Annotated in this window: 23 protein-coding genes; 16 read left to right on the top strand and 7 right to left on the bottom strand. The window is 68.9% G+C overall.

Going from position 1 to position 23,930, the window contains the following annotated elements:
- The first annotated feature begins 1 nt into the window (after position 1).
- From ORV05_RS29555 to yhjD, 5 genes are all read left to right on the top strand, one after another.
- Entirely contained in the window at positions 2-694 is a 693-nt protein-coding gene (locus tag ORV05_RS29555) for an ABC transporter ATP-binding protein (RefSeq protein ID WP_407652593.1), read from the top strand.
- A complete protein-coding gene (locus ORV05_RS29550) occupies positions 691-1,923 on the top strand; it encodes an ABC transporter permease (RefSeq protein ID WP_268755239.1) in 1,233 nt (410 codons plus the stop codon). Before ORV05_RS29555 ends, ORV05_RS29550 begins: the two co-directional genes overlap by 4 nt.
- A 13-nt stretch (positions 1,924-1,936) precedes the next feature.
- Positions 1,937-2,701 (top strand): DUF5666 domain-containing protein, encoded by a 765-nt coding sequence (locus ORV05_RS29545; RefSeq protein ID WP_268755238.1) that lies wholly within the window; start codon positions 1,937-1,939, stop codon positions 2,699-2,701.
- Positions 2,694-4,280, top strand: a complete 1,587-nt coding sequence (locus tag ORV05_RS29540) for an efflux RND transporter periplasmic adaptor subunit (protein ID WP_268755237.1) — start codon at positions 2,694-2,696, stop codon at positions 4,278-4,280. Before ORV05_RS29545 ends, ORV05_RS29540 begins: the two co-directional genes overlap by 8 nt.
- Positions 4,281-4,466: 186 nt before the next feature.
- Entirely contained in the window at positions 4,467-5,471 is a 1,005-nt protein-coding gene (gene yhjD, locus ORV05_RS29535) for an inner membrane protein YhjD (RefSeq protein WP_268755236.1), read from the top strand.
- A gap of 9 nt (positions 5,472-5,480) precedes the next feature.
- Here yhjD and ORV05_RS29530 read toward each other — a convergent pair whose 3' ends face one another.
- Positions 5,481-6,695: a D-alanyl-D-alanine carboxypeptidase family protein gene (locus ORV05_RS29530; RefSeq protein ID WP_407652591.1), complete on the bottom strand. Its 1,215-nt coding sequence runs from the start codon at positions 6,693-6,695 to the stop codon at positions 5,481-5,483.
- A gap of 75 nt (positions 6,696-6,770) precedes the next feature.
- Between ORV05_RS29530 and ORV05_RS29525 the strand changes: the two genes are divergently transcribed.
- Positions 6,771-6,995 carry an SCO4848 family membrane protein gene (locus ORV05_RS29525; RefSeq protein WP_144593186.1) on the top strand — a complete coding sequence of 75 codons (225 nt, stop codon included), beginning with the start codon at positions 6,771-6,773 and terminating at the stop codon, positions 6,993-6,995.
- An 87-nt stretch (positions 6,996-7,082) separates the two neighbouring features.
- Here ORV05_RS29525 and ORV05_RS29520 read toward each other — a convergent pair whose 3' ends face one another.
- Complete coding sequence (locus tag ORV05_RS29520) at positions 7,083-8,657, bottom strand: hypothetical protein (protein WP_268755235.1); 1,575 nt, start codon at positions 8,655-8,657, stop codon at positions 7,083-7,085.
- Positions 8,658-8,845: 188 nt separating this feature from the next.
- On the opposite strand from ORV05_RS29520, the gene ORV05_RS29515 reads away from it, so the two are divergent.
- The 3 genes from ORV05_RS29515 to ORV05_RS29505 all read left to right on the top strand — a co-directional run bounded on the left by ORV05_RS29515 (position 8,846) and on the right by ORV05_RS29505 (position 10,604).
- Complete coding sequence (locus tag ORV05_RS29515; protein ID WP_268755234.1) at positions 8,846-9,307, top strand: hypothetical protein; 462 nt, start codon at positions 8,846-8,848, stop codon at positions 9,305-9,307.
- Positions 9,308-9,333: 26 nt separating this feature from the next.
- Positions 9,334-9,912: a DUF3558 family protein gene (locus tag ORV05_RS29510; RefSeq protein ID WP_268755233.1), complete on the top strand. Its 579-nt coding sequence runs from the start codon at positions 9,334-9,336 to the stop codon at positions 9,910-9,912.
- Positions 9,913-10,031: 119 nt separating this feature from the next.
- Positions 10,032-10,604 (top strand): DUF3558 family protein, encoded by a 573-nt coding sequence (locus ORV05_RS29505; RefSeq protein WP_268755232.1) that lies wholly within the window; start codon positions 10,032-10,034, stop codon positions 10,602-10,604.
- A 103-nt stretch (positions 10,605-10,707) separates the two neighbouring features.
- On the opposite strand, the gene ORV05_RS29500 is transcribed toward ORV05_RS29505, so the two are convergent.
- Genes ORV05_RS29500 through sdhC form a run of 4 tightly spaced genes read right to left on the bottom strand, consistent with a single transcriptional unit; the run spans position 10,708 to position 14,168 of the window.
- The gene (locus tag ORV05_RS29500) at positions 10,708-11,487 is read right to left on the bottom strand and encodes a succinate dehydrogenase iron-sulfur subunit (protein ID WP_144585527.1); all 780 of its coding nucleotides are present in this window, start codon (positions 11,485-11,487) and stop codon (positions 10,708-10,710) included.
- On the bottom strand, positions 11,487-13,274 hold the full coding sequence (sdhA, locus tag ORV05_RS29495) for a succinate dehydrogenase flavoprotein subunit (protein WP_268755231.1): 1,788 nt from the start codon (positions 13,272-13,274) through the stop codon (positions 11,487-11,489). The genes ORV05_RS29500 and sdhA overlap by 1 nt, the downstream gene beginning before the upstream one ends.
- 22 nt (positions 13,275-13,296) lie before the next feature.
- Complete coding sequence (locus tag ORV05_RS29490) at positions 13,297-13,713, bottom strand: succinate dehydrogenase hydrophobic membrane anchor subunit (protein WP_268755230.1); 417 nt, start codon at positions 13,711-13,713, stop codon at positions 13,297-13,299.
- Complete coding sequence (gene sdhC, locus ORV05_RS29485) at positions 13,710-14,168, bottom strand: succinate dehydrogenase, cytochrome b556 subunit (protein WP_268755229.1); 459 nt, start codon at positions 14,166-14,168, stop codon at positions 13,710-13,712. Before sdhC ends, ORV05_RS29490 begins: the two co-directional genes overlap by 4 nt.
- A gap of 385 nt (positions 14,169-14,553) precedes the next feature.
- Here sdhC and ORV05_RS29480 point away from each other — a divergent pair, with 385 nt between their 5' ends.
- From ORV05_RS29480 to ORV05_RS29455, 6 genes are all read left to right on the top strand, one after another.
- Positions 14,554-15,657 carry a BMP family lipoprotein gene (locus ORV05_RS29480; protein ID WP_268759954.1) on the top strand — a complete coding sequence of 368 codons (1,104 nt, stop codon included), beginning with the start codon at positions 14,554-14,556 and terminating at the stop codon, positions 15,655-15,657.
- Between the two features lie 84 nt (positions 15,658-15,741).
- Positions 15,742-17,283 carry an ABC transporter ATP-binding protein gene (locus ORV05_RS29475; RefSeq protein WP_268755228.1) on the top strand — a complete coding sequence of 514 codons (1,542 nt, stop codon included), beginning with the start codon at positions 15,742-15,744 and terminating at the stop codon, positions 17,281-17,283.
- Positions 17,280-18,368 (top strand): ABC transporter permease, encoded by a 1,089-nt coding sequence (locus ORV05_RS29470; protein ID WP_144585511.1) that lies wholly within the window; start codon positions 17,280-17,282, stop codon positions 18,366-18,368. Before ORV05_RS29475 ends, ORV05_RS29470 begins: the two co-directional genes overlap by 4 nt.
- Positions 18,369-18,373: 5 nt before the next feature.
- Positions 18,374-19,642 carry an ABC transporter permease gene (locus ORV05_RS29465; protein ID WP_268755227.1) on the top strand — a complete coding sequence of 423 codons (1,269 nt, stop codon included), beginning with the start codon at positions 18,374-18,376 and terminating at the stop codon, positions 19,640-19,642.
- A gap of 1 nt (position 19,643) precedes the next feature.
- Positions 19,644-20,036 (top strand): cytidine deaminase, encoded by a 393-nt coding sequence (locus tag ORV05_RS29460; protein WP_268755226.1) that lies wholly within the window; start codon positions 19,644-19,646, stop codon positions 20,034-20,036.
- A gap of 2 nt (positions 20,037-20,038) precedes the next feature.
- Positions 20,039-21,325: a thymidine phosphorylase gene (locus ORV05_RS29455; protein WP_268755225.1), complete on the top strand. Its 1,287-nt coding sequence runs from the start codon at positions 20,039-20,041 to the stop codon at positions 21,323-21,325.
- A gap of 186 nt (positions 21,326-21,511) precedes the next feature.
- Here the strand turns inward: ORV05_RS29455 and ORV05_RS29450 are convergent, their stop codons facing one another.
- On the bottom strand, positions 21,512-22,600 hold the full coding sequence (locus ORV05_RS29450; RefSeq protein ID WP_268755224.1) for a PA containing protein: 1,089 nt from the start codon (positions 22,598-22,600) through the stop codon (positions 21,512-21,514).
- 197 nt (positions 22,601-22,797) lie between these two features.
- On the opposite strand from ORV05_RS29450, the gene ORV05_RS29445 reads away from it, so the two are divergent.
- On the top strand, positions 22,798-23,898 hold the full coding sequence (locus tag ORV05_RS29445) for an adenosine deaminase (RefSeq protein WP_268755223.1): 1,101 nt from the start codon (positions 22,798-22,800) through the stop codon (positions 23,896-23,898).
- Positions 23,899-23,930 lie beyond the last annotated feature (32 nt).

Genomic DNA, 23,930 nt, shown 5'->3' with positions numbered 1-23,930 from the left:
CGTGCCGGAAGCGGTGATCGACGTCCGGGATGTCCGCAAGGTCTACTCCACGGGCGTGGTGGAAGTCGAAGCGCTGCGCGGGGTTTCGCTGCGCGTCGAGCACGGCGAGTACGTCGCGATCATGGGGCCCTCGGGCTCGGGCAAGTCCACCCTGATGCACATCCTGGGCTGTCTCGACCTGCTCAGCAGCGGGAGCTACACGCTGGCGGGCGAGGATGTCAGCCATCTGTCCGAACTGGAACTCGCGGCGATCCGCAACCGCCGCATCGGGTTCGTCTTCCAGCAGTTCAACCTGCTGCCCGGGCTGTCGGCCTGGCGCAACGTGGAGCTCCCGCTCTGTTACGCCGGGGTCCGGCGCACCGAGCGCAAGGCCAGGGCGGTGGAACTGCTGGAGCGGGTCGGCCTCGGCGAGCGGATCGAACACCGGCCCAACGAGCTTTCCGGCGGCCAGCAGTCCCGCGTCGCGCTGGCACGGGCGCTGGTCAACCGGCCGTCGCTGGTGCTGGCCGACGAGCCCACCGGCGCGCTGGACTCGCACTCGACCGCCGAGGTGCTGTCGGTGTTCCGCGAGCTCAACGAGGCGGGCCACACCATCGTGCTGATCACGCACGAGGAAGACGTGGCGGCACAGGCGGACCGCGTGGTGCGCTTGCGGGACGGCCTCATCGAATCGGACACGGGGGAGAACCGGTGAACTGGCTGGAAACCCTGCGCACGAGCTTCGAGGCCATCCGCGCCCACCGGCTCCGGTCCGGGCTGACCATGCTCGGCATCCTGATCGGGATCGCCGCGGTGATCCTGACCGTCGGCCTCGGCCAGGGAGCACAGGCCCAGGTCGCCTCGGCGATCAACTCCCTCGGCACGAACCTGCTCGTGGTCTCCCCGGGCAGCGCCACCACCAGCACCGGAGTGCGCGGCGGCAGCGGCTCGGCCACCACGCTCACCGTGCACGACGCCACCGCGCTCGCCGCACCCGGTGTGGCGCCGGACATCGCGGGCGTCGCCCCGACCACGACGCGCAGCACGTCGCTGGCGGCCGGCGCCACCACCTGGACCACGTCGGTCGTAGGCACAACGCCGCCGTGGCTGCAGGTGCGGGCCAAGACCCTCGACCAGGGCCGCTTCCTCAGCGAGGCGGACGAGACCAGCGAAGCCGCCGTGGTGGTGCTCGGGCCGACGACCGCGTCCGAACTGTTCGGCAGCACCAACGCGGTGGGCCGCACGGTCACCATCGGCAGCACGCCGTTCACCGTGATCGGCGTGCTCGCCTCGGCGGGCACCTCGTCCGCGCTCAACGAGGACGACCAGGCGGTGGTGCCGATCAGCACCGCGGCCGACCGCCTCACCGGCGGCGCGAACCGCACCTCGGTACAGGCGATCTACCTGGAGGCCACCACGCCGGACACGCTGTCCGCGGCCTATCAGGAGGCCAACCAGGAACTGCTGGTGCTGCACCACCTCGCTAGCGCGGCCTCCGCCGACTTCACCATCAACAGCCAGCAGTCGCTGCTGAACACGGCCAGTTCGGTCAGCAGGACGCTGACCCTGCTGCTCGGCGGGGTCGCCGCGATCTCGTTGCTGGTGGGCGGGATCGGCGTCATGAACATCATGCTGGTCTCGGTCACCGAGCGGATCCGCGAGATCGGCCTGCGCAAGGCGGTCGGCGCGAGCCCGGTGGCGATCCGGCGGCAGTTCATGGTGGAGGCTTCGGTGCTCGGCCTGGCGGGCGGCCTGCTCGGCGCGCTCCTGGGCATCGCGGGCGCGCTGGTCCTGCCGCACCTGATCGCCATCCCGATCACCATCTCGCCAGTCGCCGCGCTCGTCGCGATCCTCACCGCGATCGCGATCGGCCTGGTGTTCGGCGTGTACCCGGCCGGCCGCGCCGCTCGGCTGGCACCCATCGACGCGTTGCGCAGCGAATGACACGGAGGAAGGCATGACGATCCGACGCCTGATCATCGCGGCCACCGGGGCCGTGCTCGCCCTGGCGATGGCCGCGTGCGGTTCTTCGTCTTCGGGCGGCGGAACCGGCGCCGCCGCTTCGAGCGGCCCCGCCGCCCCCGGCAACGGGCAGCGGGGCGGCCCCGCCGCCGCGGGCACGGTCGCCGCGGTGGCCGCCTCCAGCATCGAGGTGCAGAACGCCGCCGACGGGCAGGTGACCGTGAACTTCTCCGGCACCACCACGTTCACCAACCGGGTCGCCGCCGCGCTGGCCGATGTCACGGTCGGCTCGTGCGTGATCGTCGGCGGGACCGGCCAGCCGATCACCGCGAAGAGCGTGGAGGTCACCGCGGCGTCGGCGAACGGATGCGGTGCGGGCGGGGGAATGCGGCCGCAGAACGGTGGCGGCAGCCGTCCGAACCGGCCCTCCGGCGCACCCGGCGGCCAGAACGGCAATCCGAACGGCGCTCGCGCGGCGGGCAAGGTGACCGCGGTCAGCGCCACCGGGTTCACGCTGGCGGAGGAAAACCGCCAGACCGGAGCGGAAACCGACGTCACGGTCACCGTCGACGGCGGCACCACCTACACCAAGGCGGTGACCGCGGACTCCAGTGCGCTCAAGGTCGGCGAGTGCGTGACGGCGAACGGAAAGGCCGACGACACCGGGGCGGTGACGGCGACCGCGATCGCCATCAGCCAGGCCGGTGCGAACGGCTGCGCGGCCGGCGGCCGTCAGCGCACGGGAGGGACGAATGGCTGAGCGCGTTCGCCGGGTGCTCACCGTGACCGGCGTGGTCGTGGTGGTCGCGGGCATCGCGGTCGTCTGGGCGACCTCGGCGTCCTCGGCGCCGGGTTACCGCACCGCGACCGCGGGCCCGGCCTCGGTGACCGCGACCCTGGACACCACCGGCACCATTCAGGCCGTCGACCAGGCCACCGTGTCCTTTCCGGTGAGCGGTCAGGTGGCCTCGGTCGGCGTGACGGCCGGACAGCAGGTCACCACCGGGCAGACGCTGGCCCGGCTCGACACCACCGCGCTGTCGAGCCAGCTCGCCAGCGCGCAATCCACTTTGGCCACCGCACAGGCCAGACTGGCCGCCGACCAGTCCGGACAGGGCACCGCGGCGGGTACGGGGCGGGTCACCCCGGCGCTGTACCGCACCGCGGGCACCTCCGGCAGCGGCGGCTCCGGTGACCTGAAGGCGGCGCAGGACGCCGTGATCGAGGCCCAGCAGCAGGTGGACAAGGACCTCGCCGCGGTCTCCGCCGCGCTGACCGCGCAGCAGAAGGCCTGCCAGCCGGTGGTGAACCCGGATCCGAAGCAGCCACCGAGCCAGGACACTGTGGACAGTTGCACCGCGGCGATCCAGCAGACCCAGGACGCCCAGCAGGCCACCTCCACCGACGAGCAGAAGCTCGCCGACGCGGAGAACGCGCTGTCGGCGATGCTCGCGAAAGCCGCGAGCACACCGCAGAGCACCTCGCCGGGCACCCAGGCGGCGCCCAGCCAGACGCCGAAATCCGGGACCGGTTCGCGGTCCTCCACCGGTTCGTCCGCACAGGGTTCTTCGCCGGGTTCTTCGCCGGGCACGAAGACGAGCACCCCGGCCTCGGCCCAGCAGTTGGCGGCCGACCAGGCGGCCATCGACGCGGCGAACGCCCAGGTGGCCGTCGCCCAGCAGAACCTGGCGGCGGCCACCATGGTCAGTCCCATCGACGGCACCATCGGCCAGGTCGGCCTCACCGCGGGACAGGCATCCTCCGGCGGGCGCATCGTGGTGCTGGGGCACGGGGCGGTCCAGGTGAGCACGGCGGTCAGCGACAGCCAGGCCGGCCAGGTCAAGCCGGGACAGCGGGTGCTGGTCACCCCGGACGGCAGCGGTACCCCGATCACCGGCAGCGTGACCGCGATCGGGCTGCTGGCGAGCACCACTTCATCGGGCTCGCCGAGCTACCCGGTGACCATCTCCTTGCCGCCGGGCACCGAACTGCACCAGGGCGCGACCGCCGCGGTGTCGATCGTCACCGGTTCCGCCGAGGCCGCGGTGACCGTGCCGACCTCGGCGGTGCGCCTGCTGGGGAACTCGGCCGGCGTGACCGTGCTGTCGGGGCAGCAGACCGAGGTCCGGCGGGTGACCGTCGGGGTCGTCGGCCCGGCCGTCACCGAGATCAAGACCGGCCTGAACGCCGGTGAGCAGGTGGTACTGGCCGATCTGAGCCAGCCGCTGCCGACGGCGAACACCAACACCCGCGGTCTCGTCGGTGGCGGTGCCCGTCCCGGCGGCCAGGGCGGCAATCCGGGCGGTGGTCCGCCCGCCGGTGCCGCGGGAGGCCGCTGACCGTCTTCGGGGTTGCCGCACTTCGGGTAGAAGTGCGGCAACCCGGGCCCGGGGCACCCTCCTCCGCCAGGGTGGGTTCGCCGGGACCGGCTTGACCGAAATCCCTTGTCCCAGAACGGATTTCGCGCCGGTTCAGATCGGCGGGTGCGGATTGCGAGGTCGGCGGCGGGCGGATAACGTCCGCGTGTGGCGGAAGCGAAAGAGAAACTGATCCCCCGACTGCGCCGGAAACACCCGTGGCTGGATCACCTGTTCAGAGCCAGCGAGGCCTTCGGCGAGCGGTACGGGAACCACTACGCCGCCGCGATCACCTACTTCAGCGTGCTGTCCCTCTTCCCGTTGCTGCTGGTCGGATTCTCGATCGCCGGTTTCGTGCTGGCAGGCAACCAGGCCGCACTCGACCAGCTCCGCTCCGGCATCGTCTCTTCGGTCCCCGGCGGCCTGTCGGGCCTGATCAACGACCTGATCAACACCGCGATCAACTCGCGCGGCACCACCGGGATCCTCGGTCTGGTGCTCGCCCTCTACTCCGGCGTCGGCTGGATGACCAACCTGCGCGACGCGCTCACCGCACAGTGGGGCCAGGAAAAGAAGAAGCTGCCGTTGATCAGCACCACGCTCAAGGACCTGCTCGCGCTGGTCGGGCTCGGGGTGGCGCTGGTCGTGTCGTTCGGCCTCACCGCGGTCGGCGGCGGGATCGGACGGTGGCTGCTCAAACAGGCGGGCCTGGCCGACCAGGGCTGGGCCGCCTTCGTGCTCACCGTGATCACCGTGGTGCTGTCGCTGACGGCGAACACCCTGGTGTTCCTCTGGGTGCTTTCCCGCCTCCCGCGTGAACACGTCTCGGTGCGCAGCGCCGCGAAGGGCGCGGTCATGGCCGCTGTCGGGTTCGAAATCCTCAAGCAGGTCGGGTCGATCTACCTGGCCAGTGTGCTGGGCTCGCCGATCGGGGTGCTGATCGGTCCGATCATCGGCCTGCTGGTGTTCGCGAACCTGGTCTCCCGGTTCGTGCTGTTCGTCACGGCGTGGACGGCGACCGCCTCCGAGAACATCGTCAACGTGGTCGAACCGCCACCGCCCGCGGTGATCCGCCCGCTGGTGCCGGTCCGGCGCGGGCTCGGCGCCGGTTCGGTCGCGGGTGCGTTCGGTGCCGGGGCGTTCCTCGCCTGGCTAGGGCGGCGGCGCGGCTGAGCGGGTGGGTCAGTCCGCCGACGAGGTGTGGCCCCGGCGGCGGCGCTGGAGCACGAACCCGATCAGGATCAGCAGCGCGACCACCCCGGTGAGCACCCAGCCGGTCACGCCGAAGGCGTCGCGGTGAGAGGCGCCGGGAGCGGAGCCCACGGCCCCCGCCGGCGCCGCGGCGTTGTTGGCGTTGGCGCTCACCGCCGGTTCGACCAACTGCCCGACCGACGGTAACCCGGCCTTGGCCAACTGGAAACCGTAGTCGAGGAGTTTCGCGGCCTGCGCGACGACCAGGGTGGGCCGCTGCTCGGCCCGCATCATCACCACCGCGATCCGTTTGCCGCCCTGCGCCGCGCCGCCCACGTAGGTGTGGCGGGCGTCGTCGGTGAAACCGGTCTTACCGCCGAGGAAACCGGGATAGCTGCCGAGCAGTTTGTTATCGTTGACCACGCCGAAGGCGGGTTTACCGCCCTGCGCGGGGAACTGGAAGCCCTTGGTGTGCACCACCTCGGCGAACTCCGGTTCCTTCATCGCGGCGTGGAAGACCAGACTGAGGTCGTAGGCCGAGGTGGACATGCCCGGTCCGTCCAAACCGGACGGTGTCGCCGCCCTGGTGTCGGTCGCTCCCAGCGAGGCGGCCAGCGCGTTCATCTTCTGCACCGCGGCGGGTACCCCGCCGAGTGCGGTGGCCAGCGCGTGCGCCACGTCGTTGCCGGAGTGCATGAGCAGGCCGTGCAGCAGTTGGTCGACGGTGTAGCTCCCACCCGCGACCAGGCCGAGGCAGGTGCATTCCTGGCTCGCGTCCTCGGGGGTGGCGACCACGACCTGGCTCGGCTGGAGTTCCCGGATCACCACGAGCGCCAACAGCGTCTTGATCAGTGAAGCGGGTCTTTCGCGCGCGTGCGGGTTCTTCGCCGCGAGGACCGCGCCGGTGTCGAGATCCTGGATCACCCAGGAGGCGGCGGTGGTGTCCGGGGGAAGGTTCGTGCTGTCGGGGGTGATCACACCGCACTCGGCCATCCTGGTGCCGCCCACGGGCTGGTCCGGCACGGGCAGCGGTTGCGGGGAAGGCTGGCCGGGCGCGGACCGTTCCGAGGTGTCCACCGGCGGCGGGGGCGCCTGCTGGTCCGGACAGGTCTGGACCGCGGCGGCGGTCGGGGCGGTGCCGATCAGAAACCCGGACAGCAGGGCCAGGACGAGACCGAGGGCGGCCCGGGGATCAACGCTGCGCACGAACTGGGAGATTAGTGCACCACAGTCGCGCTTACCCGCAAGACCGGCCGCACCGACCGGGGGGATACTCGAAGCATGTCTCGACGTGTCGCCTGGTTTCTGCTGGCCTTCGGTGTCTGGTCCTGGATCATCTGGATCACGTTCGCGAAGAACCTGTGGGCCAGTTCCCAGTCCTGGGCGCCGGACGGCTCGGCCACCTCGTTCTTCGTGGTGCACCTGATCCTGACCATCGTGTCGTTCATCCTCGGCACCGTGATCGGGGTCATCGGCTGGCGCGGCCTTCGCCGCTCCCGCGCCTGACCCTCTTCGGCCGGGGTGCCGGAGCGGGGGACGTTTGCTTCGAATCATTCGAAGCAAACGTCCCCCGCTGCACGGACCCGCCGGTGTTTATGCGCCGATGACGGGGGGTGCGGTGCGTTCGTTGGTGCCGAAGATGTCGTCGGGGTCGGCTTCGACGAGCCAGGAGGGGCGGGTGTGTTCTTCGTCTTCGGCGCCTTCGCCTTTGGCGCCGTGGCCCATGCCACCCATGCCACCGCGACTGGCGGCACTGGCGCCGCGGCCGCCGCTGCTGCCGCCGGCGGCGGTTTCGGCTGCTCCGGCACCGCCGGCACGGGCACCGCTTTGCGCCCCGGCCCCCGCCGCGGACCCGCTGCCCGCGGCGGACCCGCTGCCGGGCCCGAACCCACCGCCGCTGCCGCCGCGGCCGATTTTGCTGCTGTAGCCCTCGCTGTCGCCACCGGGGGAGAACCCGCCACCCATGGGTCCCATTGGCATGCCACCCAGCCCGGGCAGGCTGTTGGAGTTGGAGTTCGACGTGGTGGGGGTGTTGGTGGCGGGCGCCTGGTAACCCTGCGCCGAGGTGCCACCCGGCCGCGAGGAGCCACCACCACCACCGGTGCGGGCCCCACCAGACAGCGGGGGCGTGGGATAGCCGGGCAGGTTCCCGATCGGGGACCCACCCCCGTTACCGCCACCGGGACCGCCCGAAGGGCCACCGTTGTAGCCGCCCCCACCGCCGCCGGGGATGGTGCCGCCGGTGGGGCCGGTGTAGCCGGAGGCCACAGTCGAGCCGATGGCGCCGCCGACCACGCTGCCGATCGCGCCACCGTTGGGTGGGGTGAAGGTGGGGGGCTGGGCGAACACGGGCTGCTTGGACGCCGCGGCATACAGGTTCTGGTCGTAGCTGGTCATGACCTGCGCGGCCTGGTCATGGGCCTGCTGGCTCTGCTGCTGCTTGTCCATCGACTTCTGGATGTTGTCCGCCAAATCCAACGGATTCGACGTCGCCCAGCTCTTCATCTCATCCGACCACGAAAACGGCACCGGCGCGGGCATACTCGACTTCGCCGTCTGCGCCGCCGTCGACTGCTGATACGTCACCTCCGACGCCAGCCGCGCATTCTGCGCGTTCGCGTCCGCCCACTGGTGGGTACTGGTGAAGTATCCGCGTGCGGCGTCGGCCGCGTCACCCTCCCACTCGGTCTGCGACTTGTTCACCGCGTCGTTGAACGCGGTCGCGATCCGGTCGAACGACGACGCCAACTCGTGGTAGCCGTTCGACGTCGTGCCGACCTGCCCCGCGTCCAGGCCGTTGGTGACATAGCTCTGCAACTCGGCGTGGTCGACGGCCTTGTAGTTGATGTCCGACGCGGGCAGACCTTCCACGTACTGGGTCTGCCCGGTGGTCGTCTGCGCGATGGTCTGCTGGTTGTACTTGTTGGCCTGAGCCTGCGCTTCGACCCTCGCGATGAGCTGGTCGAGAATGGGCAGCAAACCCGGGTCGGACGCCGTCTTCGCCTGCGCGGCGTCCTGCAGGTAGTTGGCCCGGTCCTCGGGAGACATGGACTCCGTGACGTAGCGCTCCCGCTCGGCATCCGGCATCGCCGCGATGTCCTGCGCCGTCTTGTGCCCGTCACCATAGGTCTTCGGCGGCTGCGGAGCAGTCGACCACGGAGAAGTCATCCTCGTCGTCCCCCTACCCGATTTTGGAAGCGCTCTCTACGCCCTCATCGTAGCGACCGTCAAGTCGGTGCGTGACCGTTTCGGTCAGGAAACTCCCTCCGGCCGGTCGCCAAACACGGCAAACCACGTCCCGCGCCGCCCCGCCGCTGCTACCTTCGAACCGGACACGACTTCGGGGAGGGAGCACCATGGGAGTCAACATCCCAGCTGATGGCGGCGGCCAACTCGGCTCGACCGGCTTCATCGCGGACATCGTCGCCGCCGTGCAAACGGGTGTCAGTGATCAGGCCCTCAACCAGGCCAAACAGGCTGCCCAGGGTCTCAAGAACGCCGCCGCGTCCGGACAGCTCCGTATCACCGAGAACGGCTTCGACGCCCTCATGGCCGCGATCAACACCGGATATACGGAACTTTCGGGCCTCTATCTGGCCGTGAACAACGTCATCCAGACACCGCAACTGGGTACGGGACCTTATGCGCAACGGGTTGCTGGGCATGTCCAACAAGGTGGAACCGGACTGGCTAACTCGGCTGACGCGGTCGTCGAACAGTGGCAACAGATCCTCGACGACACCCGTGATGCCCTCGTCCAGGCCAAGAAGAACTATGAGGACAACGAGCACGGTAACGTCCGAGTTCTCAAGTCCTAGCCAGCCCGCCGACACGGAGGAAACGGGTGCGCCCAGCAGCCCTCACCATCATCATCATCGCTGCGACCGCCATGACGATGGCAGCCTGCACGAGCACCCAAACCGGACAAGCCCTACCCAGTGCCAGTCAAACGGCAATGTCGAGTTCAGGTGAATCGCCGGGATCGAATGGTTTGGCGGGGCTCAACGCTTGCACCCTGCTCACGGATGCCGAGGCGCAGCAAGTGGTCTCCGGGGCCGAAGGGCACCGGGATCTGGGTGAACAGGGTGGCTCCGGCACTAGTGCCTGCAGTTGGAACAAATCGGCGACGAACGACACGCCCTCGCATGCGATTGGTGTGACAGTACGGCCTGCCCAGGGGTTGAAAGATATTGTTGTTGGCCCGAGTGCGCAACTCTTGAATTTGACTACCAGTCAGGGGCGTCAGGCTGCGATAGTGAAGAACATCAGAGGTCGGGGGACTTGTATGGTGAGCGTCGCAGTCGGTTCCGGTCGGGTCGACCTATTCGATGCAGTGGTGGGTGTGGGTGCCAGTACCGACAGCGCATGCTCGGTGGTCGGCAAGGTCTCCGACTACGTCGAGCCGAGGCTACCGAAATCGTGAGCGAATCGCGAAGCTAGTCCCGGGCACCTCCGAACAGGTGAAGCGGAACTACGAGGACAGCGAGCACGGTACCGTCCGAACTCTCAAGTCCTAGCCTGCACGCCCTTAAGGAGGAACGGATGCGCCTGGCGGCCCTTGCTGCCACTTTCGGCGTTGCCGCTCTCGCACTGACGGCCTGCGCTGACACCCCGGCGGGAAGGGTGCCACCTGCGGGTCATCAATCGGCCTCCTTGAGTTTCAGTGCGCCTTCGACCACGGTTATGCCAAATGTGGCAACCGGTCTCAATGCCTGCACACTCCTTACCGACACGGAAGCGAAACAAATCGCGCCGGGAGTCGGGGCGCATCAAGACTTAGGCGACCTCGGGGGTAAAGGGGTAAGTAGTTGCAGGTGGTCCCAGTCGACAGCGAACGACACCCTGGGACACGTCTTCAGTATCACGATGCGCCCGACACAGGCAATCGACGGCCTTGCAGTCAAAACGGGTGGGCAGTTGTCACATGCAACTACGCCTGAAGGGCGTCAAGCGGTTGTAATCAAGAATAACGGCTTTGAAGGGGATTGTTTGCTCAGCATCGCGGTGGGCTCGGGCCGAATTGATATCAACGATGCGACAGCGACAACCGACGGTGCATGCGTAGTGGTGAGCAAGGTCTCCGACTATGTCGAGCCGAGGTTGCCGAAATCATAAGACCGAGTGTGCTCGGCAAGGGCACGATTGGTGACCAGCAAAACAACGGCGCCGCATCCTCCGGGTGAAGGATGCGGCGCCGTTGTTCGTGGCGTGCGGGCCGTCAGACGCGCTTGAACAGCAGGGCGCGCTTGACTTCCTGGATCGCCTTGGTCACCTGGATGCCGCGGGGGCAGGCGTCGGTGCAGTTGAAGGTGGTGCGGCAGCGCCACACGCCCTCGGAGTCGTTCAGGATGTCCAGCCGCTCTTCGGCGCCCTCGTCACGGGAGTCGAAGATGAACCGGTGCGCGTTCACGATGGCGGCCGGGCCGAAGTACGACCCGTCGTTCCAGTAGACCGGGCACGAGGAGGTGCAGCAGGCGCAGAGGATGCACTTCGTGGTGTCGTCGAAGCGCTCCCGGTCGGCCTGCGACTGGATGCGTTCCCGGGTGGGCTCGTTGCCGTAGGCGATCAGGTACGGCTTCACCGAGCGGTACGCCTCGAAGAAGGGCTCCATGTCGACATAGAGGTCCTTCATCGTCGGCAGGCCCTTGATCGGGGCGACGGTGACGACGGTCTGCTTGCCTTCCTTCGCCAGCAGGTCCTTCACCAGCACCTTGCAGGCCAGCCGGTTGATCCCGTTGATCTGCATGGCGTCGGAACCGCAGATGCCGTGCGCGCAGGAACGGCGGAACGACAGGGTGCCGTCCACGTAGTTCTTGATGCTCATCAGCACGTTGAGCACCCGGTCGGTCGGCAGCGCCGGCACGTCGTAGGACTCCCAGTGCGGTTCGGAGTCGAGCTCCGGGTTGAACCGCAGGATCTTCATCGTGATGGTGACCGAGCCTTCCGGCGCGGGAACCTTCGACGTGTCGTGGGCCGTGTTCTCAGCAACAGCGGTCATCAGTACTTCCGCTCCATCGGCTCGTACCGGGTGAAGGTCACCGGCTTGTAGTCCAGCCGGATGTCGGCCATGAACCCGGTGAGACCCAGCGGGGCGTCCGGGTCTTCCTTTTCCGGCAGGATCTTGTACGACATCGAGTGCCGCATGAAGTTGACGTCATCCCGGTTCGGGTAGTCCTCGCGGGCGTGCCCGCCACGGGACTCCTTGCGGGCCAGTGCCGCGTTGACCAGCGCCTCGGCCAGGTCGAGCAGGAAGCCCAGCTCGATCGCCTCGAGCAGGTCGGTGTTGTACCGCTTGCCCTTGTCCTGGACCGAGATCCGGCCGTAGCGCTCCTTGAGCCGCTGGATGTCGGTCAGCGCCGTCTTCAGCGTGTCCTCGGTGCGGTAGACCGCGGCGTTGGTGTCCATGGTCTGCTGCAGCTCGGTGCGGATGTCCGCGACCCGCTCGCCACCGTGCGCGGTGCGCAGGTGGTCGACCATGCCCTGGACCAGCTTCGCCGGGTTGTCCGGCAGCTCGACGTGGTCGTGGCCCTTGGCGTACTCGGCGGCGGCGATGCCCGCGCGGCGGCCGAACACGTTGATGTCCAGCAGCGAGTTGGTGCCCAGCCGGTTCGCGCCGTGCACCGAGACGCAGGCGACCTCGCCGGCCGCGTACAGGCCGGGAATGATCTTCTCGTTGTTCTGCAGGGCCTCACCGTGCACGTTGGTGGGGATGCCACCCATGGCGTAGTGCGCGGTCGGGTACACCGGCACCGGCTCCTTCACCGGGTCCACACCCAGGTAGGTGCGGGCGAATTCGGTGATGTCCGGCAGCTTGGTCTCGAGCACCTCGGCCCCGAGGTGGGTGCAGTCGAGGAGCACGTAGTCCTTGTGCGGGCCCGCGCCCCGGCCTTCCAGCACCTCGAGCACCATCGACCGGGCGACGATGTCGCGCGGCGCGAGGTCCTTGATGGTGGGGGCGTAGCGCTCCATGAACCGCTCGCCGTCGGCGTTGCGCAGGATCGCGCCTTCACCGCGGGCACCCTCGGTGAGCAGGATGCCCAGCCCGGCCAGACCGGTCGGGTGGAACTGGTAGAACTCGATGTCCTCCAGCGGCAGGCCCTTGCGGTAGTAGATGCCCATGCCGTCGCCGGTGAGGGTGTGCGCGTTCGAGGTGGTCTTGAAGACCTTGCCGAAGCCACCGGTGGCGAACACGATCGACTTCGCCTGGAAGATGTGGATCTCGCCGGTGGCCAGCTCGTACGCGATCGCGCCGGAGGCGACCGGGCCGTCCTCGGTCTCGGTCATCGCGATGTCGAGTACGTAGAACTCGTTGAAGAACTCGATGCCGTGCTTGACGCAGTTCTGGTACAGCGTCTGCAGGATCATGTGACCGGTGCGGTCGGCCGCGTAGCAGGCCCGGCGCACCGCGGCCTTGCCGTGGTCACGCGTGTGGCCGCCGAAGCGCCGCTGGTCGATCTTGCCTTCGGGCGTCCGGTTGAACGGCAGGCCCATCTTCTCCAGGTCGAGCACCGCGTCGATGGCTTCCTTCGCCATGATCTCGGCCGCGTCCTGGTCGGTCAGGTAGTCGCCACCCTTGACCGTGTCGAAGGTGTGCCACTCCCAGTTGTCCTCTTCGACGTTGGCGAGCGCGGCACACATGCCGCCCTGGGCGGCACCGGTGTGCGAGCGGGTCGGGTAGAGCTTGGTGAGCACCGCGGTGCGGGCCTGTTGCCCTGCCTCGATGGCGGCGCGCATACCCGCGCCGCCCGCGCCGACGATCACCACGTCGTACTTGTGGAACTGCATATCCGTTTCCTTGGTGGTGGGGTCAGCTGTGGATGTTCGGGTCGAAGGTGAAGATCACCAGCGTGCCGACGAACAGGATGATCGCCATCGCGACGTAGAGCAGGATCTTCAGCCAGAAGCGCGTGCTGTCCTTGCGGGCGTAGTCGTCGATGACGGTGCGGAGGCCGTTGCCACCGTGGATCTCGGCGAGCCACAGCATCGCCAGGTCCCAGAACTGCCAGAACGGGGAGGCCCACCGGCCGGCCACGAAGCCGAAGTTGATCCGGTGCACACCGCCGTCGAGGATGTTCATGATCAGCAGGTGGCCGAGCACGAGGATGATCAGCGCGAGGCCGGAGATCCGCATGAACAGCCAGCTGTAGAGCTCGGTGTTGCTCCGCCGGGCCGCCGGGCGGCGGGGCGAGCGGGGCTTGTCGAGCGTCAGGGATGGGGTGCTCACGACGCGCTTCCTCCGAACAAGATCGATGCCGTGCGCCAGAGCATGGCGATCGCCCCGGGCACCATCACGACTACCCAGATGACGGCGATCGTCCACAGCATCGGCCGCTGGTACTTCGGACCCTTCGACCAGAAGTCGATGAGCATGACCCGGATGCCGTTCAGGGCGTGGTACAGCACGGCGCCGACCAGCCCCACCTCCAGCAGGTTGACGATCGGGGTCTTGTATGTCTCGATGACCGAGTTGTAGGTCTCGGGCGAGACCCGGACCAGTGCGGTGTCGAGCACGTGGACGAACAGGAAGAAGAAGGTGAGTACCCCGGTGATGCGGTGCAGGACCCAGGACCACATGCCGGGGTCGCCCCGGTAGAAGGTCCCCTTCCGGCGTGAGGCACCCGCCCGATCGCTCGCCTCCGCCGCCGGGCTTTCAGCGGCGGGGGTAGCCGTGGTGGACATCGGTGAACGGCCTCCAACGTCGTGGTTGGACTTTGCCCGTGAAATCAGCGTCAACGAGCTTGGATATTCGGATGCTAAACCCGCGGCCGGTAACGTACTCACCCTCGGGTTGTCCTGTGTGATCGACCAGACACCCACCCTGTGCGCGCCGTCACCCGATCGTGTGATGATCACGTGACGTAGTGGAACGATAGCGCTGCCGGGGTCCAACTAAACATTTAGGTTACGGGCCGTTGCTCCTTCGTGGTGAATCGTTCACCGACCGGTACGGTTCGCCAGTCGAGCCCGGCAGCTGTGCCGGGCCGTTCTCGGGTCCGCTGGAACACAGCGGGGAGGGAGAGAGAGCGTGCGTAGAACGCGTGCCGCGGCACTGACCGCCACCGCTATGGTCGGTGTCCTCGCGCTGGCCGGTTGTGCCAAGGACTCCGGCGGCAGCGGGGGAAGCAGCAACGTCGCCACCGTGGGCTCCTGTGTGACGGCGACCGCGCCGTCCGCCGGCTCGGCGGCCGCCGCGTCGTCGAGTGCCGCGAGCGGGAAGGTCGACGGCAGCAGCATGCGCGTCGGGCTGGCCTTCGACATCGGCGGCCGGGGCGACGCCTCGTTCAACGACGCGGCCGCCGCCGGGGTCGACAAGGCCAAGACGGACCTGGGCGTCAAGGACGTGCGCGAGAGCACCGCAGGCGCCAACGAGGACGAGGCCGCCAAGGAGCAGCGCCTCACCCAGCTCGCCACCGACGGCTACAACCCGGTCGTCGCGGTCGGTTTCGCCTACGCGGACGCGGTCAAGGCGGTCTCGGCGAAGTTCGCGGGCACCAAGTTCGCGATCATCGACGACGACTCGATCACCGCGCCCAACGTGACCCCGCTGGTCTTCTCGGAGGAGCAGGGCTCGTTCCTGGCCGGCGTCGCCGCGGTCTACAAGAGCAAGAACTGCCACGTCGGCTTCGTCGGCGGCGTGAACACCCCGCTGATCCAGAAGTTCCAGGCCGGCTACGAGCAGGGTGCGAAGGCGGCTTCGTCGAAGGTGGTCGTGGAGAAGGAGTACCTCACCCCGGCGGGTGACTTCACCGGCTTCCAGGACCCGGCCAAGGGCAACGTGGTGGCCGCGGCCGAGATCAGCAAGGGCGCCGACGTCGTCTACCAGGCCGCCGGTGCCTCCGGTAAGGGCGTGTTCGAGGCCGCCAAGTCGGCGGGCGTGCTGGCCATCGGCGTGGACTCCGACCAGTACAACCAGAAGACGGTGGAGACCACCAGGGACGTGATCATCACGTCCATGCTCAAGCGGGTCGACGTCGCGGTGTACGACTACCTCGCCGCGGTCGCCACGAACACGCTGGGCTCCCTGCCGAAGCGGTTCGACCTGAAGGTCGACGGCGTCGGGTACGCCACCTCGGGCGGCAAGATCAACGACATCGTGCCGGTCCTCGAGGGCTACAAGCAGGAGATCATCTCCGGCAAGATCACGGTGTCCACCACCGCCGGCAACTGACGCACCAAGGCGTAGCGGGCCCGGGAAGGCGACCCCTTCCCGGGCCCTTGCCGGTAGTGCCCCTCACACCTTTCGGGGAGCTTCATGAGCGATCGAGAACCGGTTGTCGAGCTGTCCGGGATCACCAAGCGGTTCCCGGGCGTGGTCGCCAACTCCGATGTGAACCTCACGGTCCGTGCCGGCGAGGTCCACGCGGTCTGCGGCGAGAACGGGGCCGGCAAGTCGACCCTGATGAAGATCCTCTACGGGATGCAGCAACCCGACGAGGGCACCATCACCGTCAACGGTGCCGCGGTGCGCCTGCGCAACCCCCAGGACGCGATCAGGGCGGGCATCGGCATGGTGCACCAGCACTTCATGCTCGCCGACAACCTGACGGTGCGGGAGAACGTGCTGCTCGGTGCGGAGGGCCTGCACGGGATCGGGCGCCGGGCCCGCGCACGGATGGCCGAACTGGCCGGGCGGACCGGGCTGGCCGCCCCGCTCGACGCGCTGGTGGAAAGCCTCGGCGTGGCCGACCGGCAGCGCGTGGAGATCCTCAAGGTGCTCTACCGCGGCGCGCGGATCATCATCCTCGACGAGCCGACCGCGGTGCTGGTGCCCCAGGAAGTCGAGGCGCTGTTCGACACCGTCCGCGAGATGACCGCCGAAGGCTTCACCTTCCTCTTCATCTCCCACAAGCTCGACGAGGTGCGCGAGATCGCGGACACGGTGACCGTGCTGCGCCGCGGCACCACGGTCGGCACCGCCGACCCGAAGAAGATCAGCTCGCGCGAACTGGCCGAACTGATGGTCGGCTCCGAGCTGCCCAGCCCCGAAACGCGCGAGTCCACCGTGACCACCCGGGACGTGCTGCGGGTCACCGGTCTCCGCCTGCTGGCCGAGGACGGGCAGCGTGCCGCCCTGGACGACGTGTCGTTCACCGTGCACGCGGGCGAGGTGCTCGGCATCGCCGGGGTCGAGGGCAACGGGCAGACCGAGCTGGTCGAGACGATCATGGGCATGCGCCGCGCCGCGGCCGGCACGGTCCAGCTCGTCGGCGCCGACGGTGAGGCGCGCGATCTGACCAGGCTCGGCACGCTCGCCCGCCGCGAGGCCGGGATCGGCTACATCGCCGAGGACCGCACCCGGCACAGCCTGCTGCTCACCGAACCCCTGTGGGTCAACCGGATCCTCGGCTACCAGTCGCGCCCGCCGGTCTCCCGGGGCCAGTTGCTCGACATCGCGGGCGCCCGTGCGGACACCGAGCGGATCGTGCGCGAGTACGACGTGCGCACCCCGGGGATCGACGTGCCCGCCGCCGCCCTGTCCGGCGGTAACCAGCAGAAGCTCGTGGTGGGCCGGGAACTGTCCGGCGATCCGGTGCTGCTGATCGCCTCCCATCCCACGCGCGGGGTGGATGTCGGCGCGCAGGCACTGATCTGGGAGCAGATCCGGCGGGCCCGCCACGACGGGCTCGCGGTGCTGCTGATCTCGGCCGATCTCGACGAGCTGATCGGGTTGTCGGACACCATCCAGGTCATGCTGCGAGGCAGACTCGTCAGCCAGGCCGATCCGGCCACCGTGACACCCCAGGAACTGGGTTCCGCCATGACCGGGGCGCTTGACGAAGGGACAGCGGCGTGACTTCCTGGCGTACCAAGGTTCTTCCGCCGCTGCTGGCGATCGTCTTCTCCCTGCTGATCTGCTCGGTCGCGCTGCTGATCTCGGGTGCCGACCCGCTGCAGGCGTACGGGACGATGATCAGGCAGCTGTTCCGCGGCACCACCGCGGTGGACACGCTGAACCTCGCGTCCGTGTACTACCTGTCCGGGCTCGCCGTGGCCATCGGCTTCCAGATGAACCTGTTCAACATCGGGGTCGAGGGGCAGTACCGGTTCGCGGCGGTGATCGCCGCGATCGCGGGCGGGGCGCTGCACCTGCCGCCGGTGGTGCACACCTTCGTGATCATCCTGGTGGCGGCCCTCGCGGGCGCGGCCTACGCCGCGCTGCCCGCGGTCCTCAAGGTGACCCGGGGGGTCAGCGAGGTCATCTCCACGATCATGCTGAACTCGATTGTCGGCGGGATCGTGGCCTTCCTGATCAACCCCAAGCAGTTCGGCGTGCTGACCGGCAACAACCTGCGCACCCGGCCGATCGACGCCTCGGGCAGCGTGCCCGGCATCCCGATCGGCGGCGCCACGCTGTTCGGTTTCGTGGTGATCGCCGCCGCCATCGGCCTGGCCTACTGGTTCATGCTCAACCGGACCCGGTTCGGTTTCGAGCTCAAGGCCAGTGGCGAGTCGGCGACGGCCGCCGCCGCGGGCGGGGTCAACGCGAAGCGGATGACCCTGGTCGCGATGCTGCTTTCCGGCGCGGTGGCCGGGCTGATCGCACTGCCGGAACTGCTCGGCCGCGACTTCAGCTACGCCATCACCTCCACGCAGGGCTACGGCTTCACCGGCATCGCGGTCGCGCTGCTCGGCCGCAACCATCCCGGTGGCATCGCGCTGGGCGCCCTGTTGTGGGCGTTCCTGGACAAGTCCGCGGTCTCGCTGGAAACGGTCGACGTGCCCAAGGAGATCGCCACGATCATGCAGGGCGCCATCGTGCTGTCCGTGGTCGTGGCCTACGAGGTGGTGAAGCGGGCCGACCTGGCCCGCGCCCAGCACCGGGTCGGCCGGGCGCTCGCCGCCCGTCCGGCGAGCGTCAGCGAAGGGGGCACGTTGTGAGTGCGGTGACCGATCGGAATCCGTCCGCCGCTCCGGCGACGGTCCCCACGGCCCAGCGCAAACGGCGCGTACCGGGCTGGGCCAGGGGGGTGCTGTGGGCGATTGGTGTGGTGGCCGTGCTGTCCACCGCGTCGTACCTCACCGGGGTCAACACGCTGACCTCGACGAACACCGCGCAGACCGCGTTGCGCCTCGCGCTGCCGATCCTGCTGGCCGGGCTCGGCGGCCTGTGGTCCGAACGCGCCGGGGTGGTGAACATCGGGCTCGAGGGCATGATGATCCTCGGGACCTGGGGTGCCGCCTGGGGCGCCTTCCACGGTGGCGTGTGGGCCGGGCTGGGCGCGGCGATCCTGTTCGGCGCGCTGGGCGGCCTGCTGCACGCGATCGCCACGGTGACCTTCAACGTCAACCACATCGTCTCCGGTGTCGCGATCAACCTGCTCGGCCTCGGGGTGGCGAAGTACCTGTCGACCCTGATCTTCGAACCGCTGTCGGGCAATCCGCGGCAGTCGCCGCCGGTGCCGACCTTCGACACCTACTCGGCGACCTTCCTGTCGGATTGGCTGAGCGGGCTGGAAGCCCAGCAGCGGGTGGGCGTCTCGGACGCCGCCGGGCTGATCGACGGACTGGTCAGCAAGGTTTCGCCGCTGGCGCTGATCGCGATCCTGCTGGTGCCGGTGAGCTATCTCGTGCTGTGGAAGACGCGTTTCGGGTTGCGACTGCGTTCGTGCGGGGAGAACCCCGTGGCCGCGGAGTCCCTCGGCGTGAACGTGTACCGCTACAAGTACTTCGGCGTGCTGATCTCCGGCGGGCTGGCCGGGATGGGCGGCGCTTCGCTGGTGCTGCTCGCGGGTGGCGGCGGGTACCTGGAGAACCAGACCAACGGCCGCGGGTACATCGGCCTCGCGGCGATGATCTTCGGGAACTGGCGGCCGGGCGGCCTGCTCGGTGGCGCGGCGCTGTTCGGCTACGCGGACGGGCTGCGCCTGTCCGGTGGCGGCAAGGCCGTGCTGGCGCTGCTGTACGGCGCGGTGCTGCTGCTCGCGGTGATCGTGATCGTGCAGCTGGTCCGGCGCCAGTGGTTCGCCGCGGCGCTCGGCCTCGCCGGGGCGGCCGTGCTGTACTGGATCTACTGGGCGAACGACGACCTGCCGAGCGACCTGATCCCGTACACCGCGCACTTCGTGACCCTGATCGTGCTGGCGGTGGCTTCGCAGCGGCTTCGCCCGCCGAAGGCCGACGGCGCGCCCTACCACCGCGGGGAAGGTGACTGAAGTGTCCACAGTGGATTGGGATGGGCTGCGGGAACAGGCCGTCCAGGCGGCGCGGAACGCGTACGCGCCCTACTCGGGACTGCTGGTCGGGGTGGCCGGCCTGGTCGACGACGGCCGGGTTGTGCTGGGCTGCAACGTCGAAAACGCTTCCTACGGCCTCGCCCTGTGCGCCGAATGCACCATGGCGGGCCAGTTGCGGCTCACCGGCGGCGGCCGGCTGGTCGCGGTGGCCTGCCGCTCGGGCGACGGTGAACTCCTGATGCCCTGCGGCCGCTGCCGCCAGATCCTCTACGAGCTCGGTGGCCCCACCTGCGAGGTGGACACGCCCGTGGGCATCCGCCCGATGTCGGCCGTGCTGCCCGACGCGTTCGGCCCCGCGGATCTACCGTCGTGAGCATGGAAAAGTTCGCGGCCGTGGACGTGATCCGGGCCAAACGGGATGGCGGGCGCCTGTCGGGCGAGCAGATCGCCTGGGTCGTCGACGCCTACACGCGCGGGGCGGTGGCCGAGGAGCAGATGTCGGCACTGGCGATGGCCGTGTTCCTGCGCGGTATGGACGCAGGCGAGATCGCGGCCTGGACCAGGGCGATGATCGACTCGGGGGAGCGGCTCGCCCTCGACGTCGGCAGGCCGACCGTGGACAAGCACTCGACCGGAGGGGTCGGCGACAAGATCACGCTGCCGCTGGCCCCGCTGGTCGCGGCCTGCGGGGCGGCCGTGCCGCAGCTGTCCGGGCGCGGGCTCGGACACACCGGCGGCACCCTGGACAAACTGGAGTCCATCCCCGGCTGGCGGGCCGCACTGTCCGCCGAGGAGATCGTCCGCCAGTTGCGCGAGGTCGGCGCGGTGGTGTGCGCCGCCACCGAGGGGCTCGCCCCGGCCGACCGGAAGCTGTACGCGCTGCGGGACGTCACGGGAACCGTCGAGTCGATCCCGCTCATCGCGAGTTCGATCATGAGCAAGAAGATCGCCGAAGGCTCGTCCGCACTCGTCCTGGACGTCAAGGCGGGCTCCGGCGCATTCATGAAGACCGAGGCGCAGGCCAGGGAGCTGGCCAGGACCCTGGTCGAGATCGGCACCGCGCACGGGGTGGCCACCACCGCGCTGCTGACCGGAATGGACGTTCCACTCGGCAGTGCGGTGGGCAACGCGGTGGAGGTTGCCGAAGCCGTCGAGGTACTGCGGGGCGGCGGCCCGGCGGACGTGGTCGAACTGACCGTGGCGCTGGCGAAGGAGATGCTGGCCCTGGCCGGCCTGCCGGAAGCCGATCCTGCCCGGGTGCTGGCTTCGGGGGAGGCCTACGAGACCTGGTGCCGCATGATCCGGGCCCAAGGCGGCGACCCCGAAGCCCCGCTGCCGAAGCCACGGCACGTCCACGTGGTGACGGCGGAGCGGGGCGGGTACCTGTCCGTGCTGGACGCCTACGCCGTCGGGATCGCGGCGTGGCGGCTCGGCGCGGGCCGGGCGCGGCGGGAGGAGGCCGTGCAGCACGCCGCGGGCATCCTGTGCCTGGCGAAGCCGGGGGAAGCGGTTTCGGCAGGGCAGCCGTTGCTGGAACTGCACACCGACACCCCCGAGGCCGTTCCCGGCGCGCTGGAAGCGCTGTCCGGACAGGTGCGCATCACCGACACGCCCGTCACCCCGGCGCCCCTCATCCTGGACACCCTGCGCGCCCGGCCGTGAGGGCCCCCTCACGGCCGGGGTCGTGCCCTCAAGGTGGCCTTGAGGGCCTTTATGACCCTGAAGGCGACCTTCAGGGCATCCCGCCCCGGCCAAAACGGCCGTGGGGTCCCTCGCGGCCCAGTGCCGCACGAAAAAGTGCCCCTCTCCCGGAGTGGGAGGGGGGCACTTCGAGGTGGGGGTGCGGGGTCAGGACTCGCCGGACTCGTCGCCGGTTTCGGTCTTGCCCTTGATCTCCGGGCCCTTCGGGGCGCGGCCGTTGCGGGCGCGACGCGGCTGGCGCGGGTTCGGGGCGGGCGCGGCAATCTGCGGCACCGCCGGGCCACCGCCGAGCATCAGCTCCGCGAAGGTCGCCATCGCCTCGTCGAGCTGACCGCCGATGCGGCGCTCGGACTCCTCGTTGTGGCGGCGCACCAGCGAGCTCACCGAGTCGGTGTCGGGCTGGACGGACAGCGTGTTCTCCACCCGCGAGAAAGCGCCCTTCACCGTGCCGCCGAGGTCGCCGAACTGCGCGTTGATGCCGTCCTCGACCTTGTCGATCCGGCCGGTCAGGTCGTCGAGGCGGCCGGTGACCTGGTCGAGCCGGTTGGTGATCTGCTCCAGCCGCACGGAGGAGTCGACCATCTCGCCGGTCTCCTCGAGCGCGGTGCGCAGTGCCTGGGTGGCTCCGTCGATCCGTTCGCGGGTCGCCCCGTCGAGCGCCTCGACGCGGGCCTTGAGGTCGGCGTCGCCGGTGTCGATGCGCTCCCGCAGCGTCGACTCGGCAAGTTCGAGGCGCTCCTTGAGCGGTCCCTGCACGGCGGCGGGCAGCGCGTCGAGCTTGCTGTCCTGCTTGTCCAGGTGCGCGTTCAGTTCGTCGAGGCGCCGGTGGATGCTCGCCAGCTTGTCCTCGAGGCCGTCCATCCGTCCCGCGACGCCCTCGAACCGGGCGGCCACGCCGTCGAGCCTGCCGTCGAGCTGGGCGAACGGCTTCGCCAGCTTGTCGACGATGCTTTCCACCGCGCGAGCGAGGTCCGCGATCGCGTTGTCCTGGGCCTCGAGCTTCGTCATCGCCTCGTCGAGGCGCTCGGCGAGAACACCGACCTCGGTCCGGTCGGGCAGCTCGGACAGGCGCTTCCGCACGGCACCGAGTGAGTCCACCGGCGCCAGACGGGCGTAGATGTCGTCGAGCGCGTCGAAGATCTGCTGCTGCTCGCTCTCGCGTACTTCGGCCGCGCGCACCAGCATGTTGCGCATCCGGTCGAAGGACGGAGCTCCAATGTGATTGTCAGTGGTCACTTCGATGTCCTTCGTCGGCGGGGAAAGAAGGGACGTGGAGCGAAGCTTATCCATTGCGGAATTGGGTTGGGTATCACCCCCGTAAAGGTGTGCGGGCGCGGTGTGCCGGGCCCGGTCATTCTCCGGACACCGATGGCGCGAGCCGTGCCGAGCGTCGTAGGCCATCGGCGGCGGGGTCGCTGGGTACGGTGGACGGCATGACCTCCGACACCCCCTCGATGACCTTGGAATCCCTTCGGACTGTGCCCAAGGTGTTACTCCACGATCACCTGGACGGCGGGCTGCGACCGCGCACCGTACTCGAGTTGGCGGAGGCGCACGGGTACTCCGGTCTGCCCTCCAGCGATGTCGATGAACTGGGCAAATGGTTCCGGGAGGCGGCGGATTCGGGGTCGCTGGAGTCGTACCTGGAGACCTTCGCGCACACGTGCGGAGTGATGCAGACCGAGGACGCCCTGGTCAGGGTGGCCGCCGAAGCGGTGGAGGACCTGGCGGCGGACGGCGTGGTCTACGCCGAGGTGCGCTACGCGCCCGAGTTGTTCGTCGAACGGGAGCTGTCGCTGGAGGCCGTGGTCGAGGCCGTTCAGGCCGGTTTCGCGGAGGGTGAGCGTCGAGCAGCCAAACGGGGAAAATTCATCCGAATGGGTACTCTCCTGTGTGCGATGCGTCAGCATGCTCGCGCACTGGAGATAGCCGAGCTCGCGGTGCGTTACCGGGACGGCGGAGTGGTGGGATTCGACATCGCCGGTCCCGAAGCCGGATTCCCGCCGACCCGCAATCTCGACGCTTTCGAATATTTGCGGACCAATAACGCGCATTTCACGATTCACGCCGGCGAGGCCTTCGGGCTGGCCTCCATTTGGGAGGCCATCCAGCATTGCGGCGCGGAACGGCTGGGCCATGGCGTGCGCATTGTGGACGACATCGAAACGGGTCCGGACGGGACCGTGCGGCTGGGCAGGCTGGCCGCCTATGTCCGCGACCGCCGGATCCCGCTGGAGATCTGCCCGTCGTCGAACGTGCAGACCGGCGCCGCCGCCTCGATCGCCGAGCACCCGATCGGCCTGCTGGCGCGGCTGCACTTCCGGGTCACCGTCAACACGGACAACCGGCTGATGAGCGGCTGCTCGATGTCGAGTGAGTTCGCCGCGCTGGCCGAGGCGTTCGGCTATGGCTGGGACGATCTGCAGTGGTTCACCATCAACGCGATGAAGTCCGCCTTCCTCGATTTCGATCAGCGACTGGACCTGATCAACAACGTGATCAAGCCCGGCTACGCGCCGTTCGTCTCGGCCTAGAAAACCCGCTATTCACGGCGAGAAATACGGTG

The sequence above is a fragment of the Amycolatopsis cynarae genome (assembly GCF_026802195.1).
GTDB lineage: Bacteria > Actinomycetota > Actinomycetes > Mycobacteriales > Pseudonocardiaceae > Amycolatopsis_E > Amycolatopsis_E rhizosphaerae.
This window is presented reverse-complemented; position numbering and strand designations above follow the sequence as displayed.